The following is a 14,000-nucleotide window of genomic DNA, read 5'->3' on the forward strand; positions in this document are numbered from 1 at the left end:
GGCTGTAATGAGTTTCTCACAAAAATTTAAAAAAATAACCTACGCACTAACGTCTCGAACCGCTATTTTAATTATCGGTTTTTTAGCCTTATCATTATTAATTTGGTTTGGTGGTCCCCTAATTGCGATTGCAGATTATGTACCGCTTGCCGGTGTTGCAGCAAGACTACTAACTATTTTATTGATACTACTTGTTTTTTCTGTGACTAAAATTTATCGCCTTATGCAGCAAAGCAAACGTGATGAAAAAATGGCAGATGAGTTAATAGATAACAACGATGCAAATAGTAGTGAAGTTAACGAAGAAATAACCACCTTAAAAACCAGAATGAATGAAGCCATAGATTTACTCAAAGACGTAAAACTATTTAAAGGTAAAAATATATACCAATTACCTTGGTATATCATGATTGGTCCACCTGGCGCAGGTAAAACAACGGTTATTCATAATTCAGGCCTAGATTACCCATTAAAGGATAAGCTTGGAGTTGATTTAGTGCATGGTGTTGGTGGTACGCGCAATTGTGATTGGTGGTTTACCAATAAAGCGGTATTAATCGACACCGCCGGTCGTTACACAACGCAAAGTAGTCACGCTAAACACGACTCTAGAGCATGGGAAGGCTTTCTCGGGTTACTAAGAAAACATCGCCCATTACGCCCTATAAATGGGGTAATGATCAGTATGGGTATTTCTGAACTTATGAGTCAGACCAAAACTGAGCGAAACCTTCATGCACGAGCTATAAAACAACGCCTTCAAGAACTACAAAACCAGCTTGGTATGACATTTCCTGTCTATGTTATTTTTTCTAAAGTAGACTTAATTGAAGGATTCAGGGAGTTCTTTGGCGAACTTACTGAGGAAGAATGTGAGCAAGTTTGGGGGATCACCTTTGAGCTTGATTTAGATAAAGATACTCAAGTCGATGCATTTAACAAAGAATTCCATGCTTTAATCTCTAAACTTACAGAGATGTTGAACCGTCGACTGATCAACGAGCGTAATGAAGCTATTCGAGCTAAAATCTTTGAATTCCCCAGACAGCTACGTGTACTACAAGGGGTAGCTGATGACTTCTTAAAAGAGATTTTTACTCCTAACGCTTATGAAGAGTTACCTATGTTCAGAGGCGTGTATTTAACCAGCGCTACTCAAGAGGGAACCCCTTCAAGCTTTTTAAATGATGCTAGTGCAGGTAAAACCGATTATATAAACCAATCTAAAAGTTTTTTTATTAAAAACGTTTTAGAGAGCGTTATTTTTCCTGAGCAAAACTTAGCAAGTACCAACAAACACCATGACAAACAAAATAAGTGGCTTCGAGTTGCTAGTGTGTCACTTGCATGTGTTGCTTTGTTCGGCTTTTCAATTTCTTGGTATTTTAGCTTTGCATGGAATAGCAACTTAATTGATGCCACAGATGAAGCAATTGCCACGTACCAAGAGCTAGACTCATCTTCTTTTGATAGAAATAATCTACTGGTACTAAATGATCGATTAAATGCATTGAGAAACTTGCCAGCAACCAATGATCAGTTAATTGATCCTGAAGATGCATCTTCAGTTGGCTTTAATAAGCTTACTGAAATTAAAGAATCTTCTACTAATGCTTATAAACGTTCCTTACAAACCTATTTAGAGCCCTTTATTGCAAACACGTTAATAAAGGAAATGGAGGCTCATCCAGAACATCTGAGTTATTTATATGAAACGCTCAGATGCTACTTAATGTTATTTAAACCTGAATATTTTGAGAGTGAAGATATTTACGTTTGGTTTAGTGCATATTTAGATAGAAATTTGCCTGGTGATTTGAACATGCAGACGCGTAATGAGCTGATGAATCATATTGCTGCGTTGTTAAAAGAGGGCGTAACACAAACTGAAATAGATAATCAGGCGGTTCGAGTAGCTCGTGCAGAACTTACGAAACTACCGATTGCAGAAAGAGCATACCAACGACTTCAAGCTGATTTTCTTGATAGCAGTATTCCGCCTTTTAGATTAACCGATATTATTAGCTTTGAAAGTGCGCAAAAGTTTACATTTCGTAACAATGGTGATCTAACGCGCAGTATTCCAGGGTTATACACTTTTAACGGTTTCCATGGCATTTTTAATATTGAAAAAGGAAAAATGCTTGGCAACTTAATGGCCAGTAGCTGGGTGTATGGCCAAGAAGCCTCAGGCACGTATGATATTTCTAAAGCAGAGATAGAAAAGAAGCTAGAGCAACGTTATTTTCAAGATTATATTTATTATTGGCAGTCGTTTTTAGATGACTTGAGTCTTAATCAGTACAGCTCACCTGCTGAGGGTGTGAACATTACTGATGTATTAGCAGGCTCAGAGGCGCCAATAAAAAATATCATCAATGCAGTTAAAAAGAATGTTCAATTAACTAAGCTACCTATCTCTGAAAACCAAAAGGTCGCAGGAGATATTGCCGCTAATGCAGCTAAGGTTGCGATGCAAACGAAAGCAAATCGAATTAAACGCTTTTTACCTGACGAGGCGCCTAAGTTTGAGGTAGAGCTACCGGGCTATCAAGTCGAAGAGGCGTTTGAAGACATTATCGATATAGACATTCAGCAGCTTGATAATATTCAGAAAAACTTAAGAGAGTTGAATATTTACCTAACTAAACTTGATCGAGGCGATCAGCTTAAATACTCAATTAAAGATCAAATAAGTGGTAAGAGCAAACCGAGTTTTATTCGTCAATTAGAGTACCAAAGTAGTGATTTACCATATCCGTTTAATAGTTGGTTACTTGATATAAGTAGAGATACTAGCAACATCACCAAAAATAGTGCCAACAGACATTTAAATGAAATTTGGAAAAGCAAAGTGTTGCGCGAGTATAACGCGGCAATTGTGGGGCGTTACCCATTTGCTCCGCAGGCTGAAAAAGAGGTCAGCATTAAAGACTTTACTCGCTTCTTTGGCCCTAATGGCACCATAGATAACTTTTTTAATAGCTATGTAGCTCCGAGTGTGGATATGAGCTCTAGCCCGTGGAAATTTGAAAAAGATATTGGTATTAGCAATAACACCTTAAAAATGTTTGAGCATGCTTTCAAAATTCAAACCGCATTTTTTGAACGTGGTAGTGATACACCCCGAATTGAGTTTGGCTTACGTACTTTTAATTTAGATAAAACGGTATCTAGTTTAATGATTGAAATTGATGGCCAGTCAATGATTTACCGTCATGGTCCACTCAAAGTTACAAACTTTGTATGGCCTGGCGCTAGTGGTCAAAGTAAAACTCGCGTTGTGTTTACACCGCCAAACGGTGGGCGTTCAATTAATACAACTTATCAAGGTGAGTGGTCACTTTATCGAATGCTAGATGAGCTCAGCGAAAAGCGTAGCAAAACACGTCAAGATCTAGAGTTACATTTCTCCTTGATGGGTAACAACGCAAAAGTAGAATTACTGCCTAGCTCAATCAGGCATCCGTTTTGGAACAGCAGTGTAGAGAAGTTTTCATGTCCGACCCGATTGTAGATATTGGTTATCTTGGCAAGGTTCCTTGTTTAGGCGACTTTGTTCAAGATAATGTAACTAAAGAGTTTTCAGAGCATTGGGAGCAATGGCTGCAAGCTGCCATTGCTGTGAGTAAAGAGCAACTTGGTGATGTTTGGCAAGAAAGCTACCTTACTGGCCCGGTTTGGCACTTTGCATTAAGCCCAAACATTGTTGGTGATACTGGCATTATGGGTACGTTATTGCCCAGTATGGATGCAGTAGGAAGGCACTATCCACTCACTGTTACTCGTGCAACTCATATTGCTCCGGTTGATGTGCTTCATTCTGGTGTTTTTTCATTAGAATACGAAGATGCTGTTCTTAAAGTACTTGATGGCTCCGTGGATCTGTTTTCCTGGCGAAAAGAACTGGCAAGTACACTAAGTGACGTTGCTGCAAATAAAAAGCAAGTAAGTTATGCCAATTCAAAAGATAAAAACAAACAAGCAATCGCTCTAGAGTTTTCAGGCACTGAGTTAAGCGACCATATTTTACAAGATGCCATGCATGCGATTTTACATAAAAAGTATGGTGATTACAGTGTTTGGTGGACTCATGGTTCTTGCAATATTAAGCCTATGGTACTGATCACGTCAGCTTTGCCGCCGGTTAATCAAGTAGCCGCTATGCTAGATGGACGTTGGAAGCATTGGGAATGGAATTACACACAGGTAAAAAATAGTGATTAGTAATTTAAGTACAAGTTATGCCATTACTCATAGAGGTGCAGTGAGGCAGCTTAATGAAGATGCGCACGTGGAAATTAACAGCCATAACTTATGGGTCGTAGCTGACGGTATGGGCGGGCATGAAGCGGGTGAAGTTGCTAGTCAATTAGTGGTTGATGTGATTAGAACTACTGTTGAAAAGCTCAGGCTAGAGGACTTGACCGTAAGTCATATTGTTAGCGCTATAGAAGATGCAAATAAGCAACTAAATCAATATAGCGCGCAATACTTAAGCAATAAAACAGCAGGCAGTACGGTAACAGCTTTGTTTGTTAAGAATGAGCGCTATTACATATTATGGGCTGGTGACAGCAGAGCTTACTTATTACGCAATGGTAAACTAACGCAAGTTTCTCGAGATCATAGTCAAGTTAATGACTTAATCGACGAGGGAATGATTTCTGTTGAAGAAGCTAAAAACCACCCATTATCTAACGTTATTACTCGTGCTGTGGGCGTAATGGATGAAGTGAAGGTGGATGTAATTGAGGGTGAGATAAACAAGGGCGATATCTTTTTATTATGTTCAGATGGTCTTACAGGTGAATTATCAGATGAGGACATATGTTTGTCATTAGAGCCAAGTAGCATAATTGATTCAGGAATGGCTTTAATGCACTCCTCGTTAGTCAGAGGTGCTAAAGATAACGTAACTTGTATATTAGTAAAATATGATGATGTAGATGCCAATCAATCGATACAATCTTGTAATTTACAAGATGAGGCAACGATTCCATTGTTCACTAAGTAGCTGATTAAGCCTGTTTTAGTATATTTAAGAAAAAAAGTTGTAAATATATCAGGAACAAAAAACTGTTATTTCAATTATTTACAAAATAACATTAGCCAGCTTATCGGCACAATGGTGCTGAAGCTTGTAATTTAATTTAAAGAATGTAATATTATCTCCGCTCTAAGCTTTAGAGAATATGGATAATATTTAGGACAATGGAATGTTTTTATTTGAAGAGTATATTTCCCCTATTTCAGATACTGAGTTTGCAGGTATTGATCCTCGCTCAGATGTCTCTCCAACGTCTACTTACTACGCCTTAAAAGATTTAAGAAACCAACTTCGTGCGGCTGAAAGAAATGCGCTAGTCGATGAAGAAGGAATTGCTTCGCTTTCTCGAGATTGGATTCCGCTACTTGAGCAATGTAGTGAGGCAATTAAAACCGAAAGTAAAGATATAGAATACCTAGCTTGGCTAATTGAAGGCTTGTGCCGCGTTCATGGCTTTAAAGGCATTGCGTTTGGTTTTAGTGTTGCTAAGCACCTTTTGGAACATCATTTTGAGTCACTTTATCCAACACTTGATGACGGTGATGAAATTTCAGACAAAGTGTCTGCATTAGTTGGCTTAAATGGCAGTGCTGGTGAAGGTACGTTAATTATTCCAATTAAAAGTATATACATGACAGACAGTGTCAGTATGGATCCTTTTTCTTTTTGGGAATATCAGCAAGGTTATGACATTTCACGTTTAAGTGATGAAAAACGCGAAAAGAAGATAACCCAAGGTGCCGTTGATTTTGAACAGCTTGAAAAAAGTGCAGCCGAAACCAGTACCGAGTTTTTTGTATCTTTAAAAAATGATATTGAAGATGCGATAGAAAAATTTGCCGCTTTGAGTGAGGTTATGGATAAGGTGACGGGTGAGCCACAACCTACATCTAATATTAAACAAGCATTAGAAGTGAGCTTAGCTGCGGTAAATCATGTTGCAGCAGATAAACTTGAAGCAGCACAAATTGCATTAGATAAGGCAAATGCTGAGCCTGAAGAGGAAGTGGTTGAGGATGAGATAGAAGCAGACTCAGCGCAACCTAAAAAGCGTGTCAGTGATGAGATTGATTCGAGAGAAAACGCAATAAAAAAACTTCAAGAAATTGCGACATTTTTCAGAAAGACTGAACCTCATTCACCAATGTCTTACACGATAGAACAAGTTATTCGATGGAGCGAATTATCGCTACCTGAGTTATTAAATGAGTTAATTACAGATAGTGATGCTAGGACTGGATACTTTAAGTTGTCTGGCATTAAGATCAGCGAAACTGAAACATAGTAAAAGGAGTTCTCAATGAGTATCCATGATAAGTTAAAACGAGTTCGTAAACCAAGAGTACATATCACTTATGATGTGGAAACTGAGGGCGCGGCAGTAAAAAAAGAATTACCCTTTGTAGTAGGTGTAATGGGTGATTTTTCTGGTGATAACACAGAAGCACTTAAACCACTAAAAGATAGACGTTTTATTCAAATTGATCGTGATAACTTTAATGATGTTTTAAAACGTATGAGTCCTTCTCTGCGTTTAAAAGTAGACAATACATTAACGGATGATGGTTCTCAGTTTGAAGTTAACTTGAACTTTAAGTCGATTGACGATTTCGAGCCTGCTGCGGTTGTAAATCAAGTAGAGCCTTTACGCAAATTGATGGAAACGCGCAACAAGCTGCGTGACTTGATGACCAAGATTGACCGCTCAGAAGAGCTTGAAAATGTACTCGAAGAAGTATTAAGTAATACAGCAAGCTTAGACTCGATGGCTAAAGAACTTAACTTAGAGGAGACTGATAAATGAGCACTGAACAATTAGCAACAGAATCAGAATCGGTATCAGAAGTAAGTTCTTCACTATTAGAGCAAGCAATTGGCGCGACTAAACAAACAGAGTCGAGCCGTGCTGAAGAATTACTAAAAACATTAACAGAAGAAGCGTTAAAAGGCACAGTTCAATGGAATAAAAACATGACTGTGACGTTTAATGAAGCTATTCAGTTAATCGATCAAAAAATTTCAAAACAGCTAAGTGTGGTAATGCACTCGGATGAGTTTCAAAAGCTTGAAGGCTCATGGCGCGGTTTGCATCACTTAGTGATGAACTCTGAAACAAGTTCTACATTAAAAATTCGTGTTTTAAACATGAAGAAAAAAGAGTTACATAAAGACTTAAGTAAAGCCGTTGAGTTTGATCAAAGCCAAACCTTCAAGAAAATTTACGAGTCTGAATTTGGTACTCCAGGTGGTGAACCATATGGCACTATCGTAGGTGACTTTGAATTTACTAATCACCCTGAAGATGTTGAAACATTGAGCTTAATGTCTAATGTGGCTGCAGCTGGATTCTGTCCATTTATTGCTGCCTCTTCACCGTCTTTATTCGGTTTTGATAATTGGGAAGAGCTTACTAAACCACGTGATTTAGAAAAAGTATTTGAATCATTAGAATACACTAAATGGCGCTCATTTAGAGACAGCGATGATTCACGCTTTGTATCACTTACTATGCCGCGTTTCCTTTCGCGTTTACCTTATGGTGCTGCTTCTAAACCTGTTGAAGAGTTCAACTACGAAGAGTTTGAAGTTGAGCCAAAAGACGGTCGTTCAGTGAGCACTGATAACGGTGATTACTGTTGGAGTAATGCAGCATACGCTATGGCAACTAACATGACCGCTGCGTTTTCTCAATACGGTTTCTGTACTGCTATTCGTGGTGCAGAGGGTGGCGGTAAAGTGGAAGGCTTACCGACTCACATATTCACTAGTGATGATGGTGATCCAGATCTTAAGTGTCCAACAGAAATTGGCATTACAGATCGTCGTGAGGCAGAGCTAAGCCAGTTAGGCTTCTTACCTCTATGTCACTATAAAAATACTGATTATGCTGTTTTCTTTGGCGGTCAAAGCTGTCAAAAACCAAAAATTTACTCAACGCCTGATGCCACGGCTAACGCTGCTATTTCAGCTCGTTTACCATACTTAATGGCAACTTCTCGCTTTGCGCATTACTTAAAAGTAATGGCACGTGACAAGATTGGTAGCTTTATGGAAGCTGAAGACGTTGAATCATGGTTAAACCGTTGGATCCTGTCATATGTAAATGCGACAGAGGGCGGTGGTCAAGACATCAGAGCACGTTACCCTCTTGCAGATGCAAAAGTATCTGTAAAAGAGATCCCAGGTCAACCTGGTGCCTACAACGCTGTTGCTTGGTTGAAACCTTGGTTACAAATGGAAGAACTAACGTCTTCTTTACGTCTTGTAGCTAAAATCCCAGAGATCGGTTAATAATACCGCTCTCTCGCATTAAGGATGATGCAATAGAATGAATCACGAAGAGTTTTCATTTATAAATCAAGACTTCACTTTTCAACAAAAGTCACAGTCTCGAATTAGCGATAATGACGCTTTGCTCGATAGGTTTTTAAATGAAAAAAACCTAGATAAAGCGTTATTGTTATGGCTTGAAGGCTCTTCTGATTCTCCCCTTTCTTGGAATAAGGAGTCTTTGAGTCCTTATTTACAACGTGTAATTATTGAACTCGATCAACTTATTTCATCGCAACTCAACCACATAATTCATGCAGATAGCTTTCAACGCTTAGAAGCTAGCTGGCGTAATCTATGGTGGTTATTGTTACAAACAGAGCAACAAGACAAAGAAAAAAAAGTAAAAGTTAAATTGCTCAATTGTGATTGGTCAACGCTCTCAAAAGACGTGAACAAAGCGATTGATTTTGACCAAAGTATGTTTTTTCAGTTACTTTATCAAAACGAGTTTGACAGTGCCGGAGGCGAGCCTTTTGGTATTGTAATTGGTGATTACGAAATCAGTAATGGTTGCTCAGCAGGCACTATTTACAATGATATTGATACTATAAAAGAGGTATCAAGAACGGCTGCGGCTGCATTTTCTCCTTTTATATGTTCGGCATCGGCTAATTTATTTGGTGCTGATAACTTTTCAGATTTAGGTTATTACTCTGATTTATTTAATCAGTTTGAACAACCAGAATATATAAAATGGCAAAGTTTTAGAAAAATGGAAGAAGCGCGCTTTATGGGGTTTACGTTGCCTCATGTGTTAGTTAGGCCGCCTTATGTTAATGATGGCAAACGCCATCAAGATTTTTACTTCAAAGAACAAATAAAAAATCCAGAAACAGACATGTTATGGGGCAGTGCAGCGTATCAGTTTGTATCAACAATAATTAGAGCTTACTGCGACAGCGGTTGGTTTGGTCACATTCGTGGTATAGAGCCTGGTAAAGTCTCTAAGGGATTAGTAACAGGGCTTGCTCGTGATAGCTTTGCAAACGATACCTATCAAAAAGAGGCAAAGCCGCCACTTGATTTATTAGTAACCAGTAAGTTTGAAAAGCAATTTTCTGAGCTCGGTTTTATCCCAGCTTCTTCGGTTACAAATACGGAGCATATTGTTTTTTACAGTAATGCATCGGTTCAAAAAACAAAAAATTACGACTCAAGTGCTGCCAATATCAATGCGCGCTTATCTTCTATGTTGCAATACATTTTGTGTGTATCGCGCTTTGCGCATTATTTAAAATTATTAGCCCGCGATCGTGTGGGGTCTTATAGCACAGCACAGGCCTGTGAAAGAGACTTACAAGCGTGGATAAATAACTACACTACTGCGTCAGACTCCGCGTCTGAGCATATTAGAAGCAAATATCCACTGAGTAATGCAAAAATAAAAGTAAGTGAAAATAAAGCAAACCCGGGGCATTACTTTTCGGTTTTGCAGTTACAGCCCCACTTTCAGTTAGACCAAATGGTCTCGAGTATTAAGTTAATAACAGAGCTCAGTCCTCATCATAAAATAAAGGAATAATCATGAAAAAAATACACAGTTTAATTCGCGAGGGAAAACTTGCTGATGCTTTATTATGCTGCGCTACCGAGTTGCAAGATGAGCCTTTAAATTTTGACATTAGAAGTATTTATTCTGAATTACTTTGCATTAATGGCGAGCTTGAAAAAGCAGACAAACAACTCGACTTTATGGTGCAAAAGAACCCAGAGTTTGCTGTAGGTGCAGTTAACCTTAGACATTTAATTCGTGCCCAGCAATCACGCGTAGATTTTTATCAAGGTAAAGGTATTCCTAAACTTTTTCATGAAGCTAATGAGCTAGATACCTTGTTTTTAAAAATGCATGTTGCTTTGCTTGAAGGTGAAACATCTGAAGCAGCCAGTCTTGCTCAACAAATGGAAGCGCTTCGCTTGGAGAGTGTTGAAGACGAGCAATCAGCAATTCGAGATTTAGATGATAGCTTAAGTCCTTATTTAGAAGTGCTAGGCACGAATGGCGAGTTTTACCTGGCTAACTTTAATGAAATTGAAACATTAAAAGTAGAACCTGTAACGTCATTATTAGAGGGTATTTGGTTACGCGTTGAAATTACTATTAAAGACGGCCCATCGGGCACCGCTCACTTGCCACTAGTTTACGCAAACTCAAATACAGATCTAGAAAAGCTAGGCCAAGTATCTGATTGGGAAGAACTTCAAGACGAATTTATTATAGGTAAAGGAATGAAAATGTTGTTTGTCAACGATGAGGCCATCACTGTTCCAAACCTGAAAATAAACGTCCTAGAAACAGCTGAGTAAGCATAGTAAATAATTATGATAGAGCATAAGCAGCAGCTTCAAGCATCCATTTTAGATAGGCTCATTGACGATGAGCCAGACTTTCAGGATGCCCCATCTCGCACTGAGGGGATCAGCATTAGTGAGCTGAGAAAAAATGTGCGCAGAGACATAGAAGCGCTGCTAAATGCGCGAATTCAATGGCACACGTGGCCAGCGCAGTACGCAGAGTTAGCAACATCCTGTTTATCGTATGGTTTACCTGACTTTTCGAGTATGTCGGTGAGCTCTCACGAAGGGCGGGCACTGCTATGTGAAACCGTTAGAAATACAATTTTGAAATTTGAGCCTCGGTTCATTGAGGTTGAGGTATTTACTGACGATGAAGTACCCGTAAATAGAGTATTAAACTTGCGAATAAACGCTTTACTATATGCAGATCCAGAGCCTGAGTTTATTAGCTTTGACTCTGAAGTTGAGCCTGTGAACTTAGGGATGAAGATTATAGAGGCTTCTTTATGAACGATGAATTATTAAAATATTACAATCGTGAATTGGCGTTTGTTCGTCATATGGGTAAGGACTTCTCTGAAAAATACCCTAAAGTTGCAGGGCGATTAAAGCTAAGTGATGATCATATTGAAGACCCTCATGTATCTAGATTAATTGAATCGTTCGCATTTTTAACGGCTAATATTAGGCAAAAGTTAGATGATAGCTTTCCTGAGCTTACTGATGCTTTATTAGGGCAAATGTTACCTGACTATCAAGCGCCTATTCCTTCAATGTCGGTGGTTAAATTAGAGGCTGAAAACCTCTCAACCACGGGAGTAGTCATTCCAAGAGCGAGTGAAGTTGAAACAAATGTTGAGTCAATGAAGCAATGTAAGTTTCAAACCTGTTATGAAACTTACTTATGGCCTGTTGAAATTACCAGTGCGCAATTTGATAACAGTCCTTTTGTGGCACCAAAACCACGTTGGCATGAGAAAGCAAAGTCAATTTTCAAACTTGAGCTAACCGGTGAATACCCGGGTGTATCACTGGCTGAAACTGGGTTGGAAAAATTACGATTATTTATAAATGGCCAATGGCATCATACGCTTAAAGTGTATGAATTATTGTTTAAGCACGCTATTGGCATTGCTTTTGATAATGGTGATGAGGGAATAAAGTACCTTTCTAAAACTCAACTTAAAGCGGTTGGCTTTGATGCAAATGAAGCGGTTGTACCGTATTCGCAGCGATCAAGTGCCGGCTATCGCTTACTCGTCGAAAATTTTACCTTTCCTGAAAAGTTTCGTTTTTTTGAACTTGAAAATATTCACTCATCGTTGCCTAAAAATTCTAATAAATGCACAGTGTATATTTATCTTGATGCTGAATCTTCAGAGCTTGAAAAGCAAGTAGACAAAGACATGTTCTTGATGGGGTGTACGCCCATAATTAATATGTTTGAACAAGAATTAGAACCTATTCGCCCTGAGCTGAGCGAATACGAATACCAACTAACGCCGCGTTATATGGACTCTGAGATTTCAGAAGTAATTGGTATTTCAGAAGTAATTGCCTTTGACCATAAGGGAAATAAACAAATAGTTTGTCCGTTTTATGGACAAACCCATCCACGATACCAAGGCCATGATGATTTGTTTTGGCATATCCGCAGAGAAACTGCCTCATGGGCAGGGGGTTATGTTGAGTCAGGCACCGAATCGTTTCTATCATTGGTAGATGCACGATTTGAAAATAGCGCTATGGATTATGCTGAAGGGAACACGGTCCTAACCGTACGTGCTAATTGCAGTAATCGAAACCTCCCTGCGAGCATGCCTTTTGGAGACGATGAGCTAGGCTTATTAATGCCAGAGCGCGGCGATGTAATTAAAAAAATTAGATGTTTAATTCCATTTACTCATGCAGTTAGACCGATATTAGCCGATGCAACTCGTTGGCAATTAGTTAATCATTTAACGCTCGACGCGTTTAGTGGAGATGATGCGTGCAACAAGCTAAAGGAAGTGCTACGCCTTTATGACTTTAGAGCATCTCCGCAAACAAAAGGCCTTATTGATAATATTTACCGTGTGGTTGTAGAACCCGCAACGGCTCGTGTTGTGCAAAAAGGGCGAGTAAGCTTTGCAACGGGAAGTGAAATTGAAATTACCTTCGCCAATGATGACTTTTCAGGTAGTGGCATGTTTTTCTTTGCCTCTATCCTCGATCATTTCTTTGCGCAATTTGCAGCAATTAATAGCTTTACTCGCGTTAGTTTAAGGCTAAAAGAACAAGAGCAAGTGTATTACCAATGGCCTGCGCGAGTTGGGGAAAGCCCGTTAATATGATCCAACATATTATTTCTCAAGCGTCACAAGTTGACTTTTATAAAGCAGTTTTTATTATAGAAAACCAGCTGAAAAAGCATGGCTTGGAGTATCGCTATGTAGGGTATGACAGTAGTCCAAAGCAAGAGTTAATTAAGTTTACCGCAACTCAAAAATTTGGTTACCCAGGTAACGCTATCACAAAATTAGAACAAGCAAGCTTTGAAGATGGCTTACATAAAGTCAACATGCAGATCTCTTTTATGGGATTAACGGGTTGTTCGGGCGCTTTGCCTCAATTTTATAGCGAATTGGTGATGCAGCGTCTTCGCTATAAAGATACAACTATGCGCGACTTTTACGACATGTTTAATCACCGTTTGGTGTCTTTATATTATCGAGCGTGGAAAAAATATAAACCGTCTTTAAATCATGTAAATAAAGATAAAAACAAAGACCCATACACGCAAATATTAGGGCTTTTAAGCGGCGGTTATGATGAACATCAGTTGCACTTTTCAGGCCTTTATAGCCGAAAAATTCGCAATGCTTTTGACTTAAAAAGTGTACTGAGCTCATATCTTGGCTGTGATGTTGTCATTAAACAAATGATAGGTAAGTGGCATGATTTGAAGCCACAAGAGCAAACATGTTTAGCAAGTGAACGCCTTTATGAGGGACAACATGCCCGCTTAGGTGTTGATACGGTAATTGGTAAAAAGATATGGGATATTTCTTCTAATATCGAGATCCATATCAGTACCCGCGATTTTGATAAAGCAAAATCCTTGTTACCTAAAGGCAAGTTATTTGAATTAGCTAAAAAAATTGTCAAAGACTATGCCGGCAATGCTATTTCATTTCGACTTGTAATTGAATCAGATTTTCAACAACTTGATGCGGTGCAGCTGTCAAAAAGTGAATGCCAACTAGGCGCAAATAGCTTTTTAATGGCGAGTAAAAACACCCCTAAATTTAACCCTACTAAGTTATCGTTTAAAGGATAATTA

The 14,000-nt window shown here is 38.8% G+C and carries 11 protein-coding genes; all 11 read left to right on the forward strand.

Annotated elements, in window-relative coordinates; genetic code table 11:
- Positions 1–7 precede the first annotated feature (7 nt).
- The 11 genes from tssM to tssG all read left to right on the forward strand — a co-directional run bounded on the left by tssM (position 8) and on the right by tssG (position 13,997).
- A complete protein-coding gene (tssM, locus tag QL989_RS09320) occupies positions 8–3,517 on the forward strand; it encodes a type VI secretion system membrane subunit TssM (RefSeq protein WP_290169984.1) in 3,510 nt (1,169 codons plus the stop codon).
- On the forward strand, positions 3,499–4,227 hold the full coding sequence (tagF, locus tag QL989_RS09325; protein ID WP_138605849.1) for a type VI secretion system-associated protein TagF: 729 nt from the start codon (positions 3,499–3,501) through the stop codon (positions 4,225–4,227). The genes tssM and tagF overlap by 19 nt, the downstream gene beginning before the upstream one ends.
- Positions 4,220–5,017 (forward strand): protein phosphatase 2C domain-containing protein, encoded by a 798-nt coding sequence (locus tag QL989_RS09330; protein WP_138605851.1) that lies wholly within the window; start codon positions 4,220–4,222, stop codon positions 5,015–5,017. Before tagF ends, QL989_RS09330 begins: the two co-directional genes overlap by 8 nt.
- 202 nt (positions 5,018–5,219) lie before the next feature.
- Positions 5,220–6,335 (forward strand): type VI secretion system protein TssA, encoded by a 1,116-nt coding sequence (gene tssA, locus QL989_RS09335; RefSeq protein ID WP_138605853.1) that lies wholly within the window; start codon positions 5,220–5,222, stop codon positions 6,333–6,335.
- Between the two features lie 15 nt (positions 6,336–6,350).
- A complete protein-coding gene (gene tssB, locus QL989_RS09340; RefSeq protein WP_010389380.1) occupies positions 6,351–6,854 on the forward strand; it encodes a type VI secretion system contractile sheath small subunit in 504 nt (167 codons plus the stop codon).
- The gene (tssC, locus tag QL989_RS09345; protein ID WP_010389377.1) at positions 6,851–8,341 is read left to right on the forward strand and encodes a type VI secretion system contractile sheath large subunit; all 1,491 of its coding nucleotides are present in this window, start codon (positions 6,851–6,853) and stop codon (positions 8,339–8,341) included. Before tssB ends, tssC (QL989_RS09345) begins: the two co-directional genes overlap by 4 nt.
- 37 nt (positions 8,342–8,378) lie before the next feature.
- Complete coding sequence (tssC, locus tag QL989_RS09350) at positions 8,379–9,905, forward strand: type VI secretion system contractile sheath large subunit (protein WP_290169992.1); 1,527 nt, start codon at positions 8,379–8,381, stop codon at positions 9,903–9,905.
- Between the two features lie 2 nt (positions 9,906–9,907).
- Positions 9,908–10,687 carry a type VI secretion system accessory protein TagJ gene (locus tag QL989_RS09355; protein ID WP_054201391.1) on the forward strand — a complete coding sequence of 260 codons (780 nt, stop codon included), beginning with the start codon at positions 9,908–9,910 and terminating at the stop codon, positions 10,685–10,687.
- Positions 10,688–10,702: 15 nt separating this feature from the next.
- The gene (gene tssE, locus QL989_RS09360; RefSeq protein ID WP_010389371.1) at positions 10,703–11,188 is read left to right on the forward strand and encodes a type VI secretion system baseplate subunit TssE; all 486 of its coding nucleotides are present in this window, start codon (positions 10,703–10,705) and stop codon (positions 11,186–11,188) included.
- Positions 11,185–13,011: a type VI secretion system baseplate subunit TssF gene (tssF, locus tag QL989_RS09365; protein WP_054201390.1), complete on the forward strand. Its 1,827-nt coding sequence runs from the start codon at positions 11,185–11,187 to the stop codon at positions 13,009–13,011. The genes tssE and tssF overlap by 4 nt, the downstream gene beginning before the upstream one ends.
- On the forward strand, positions 13,008–13,997 hold the full coding sequence (gene tssG, locus QL989_RS09370) for a type VI secretion system baseplate subunit TssG (protein WP_010389368.1): 990 nt from the start codon (positions 13,008–13,010) through the stop codon (positions 13,995–13,997). The genes tssF and tssG overlap by 4 nt, the downstream gene beginning before the upstream one ends.
- Positions 13,998–14,000 lie beyond the last annotated feature (3 nt).

The sequence above is a fragment of the Pseudoalteromonas sp. APC 3224 genome (genome assembly GCF_030407535.1).
In the GTDB taxonomy this organism is placed as follows: Bacteria; Pseudomonadota; Gammaproteobacteria; order Enterobacterales; family Alteromonadaceae; genus Pseudoalteromonas.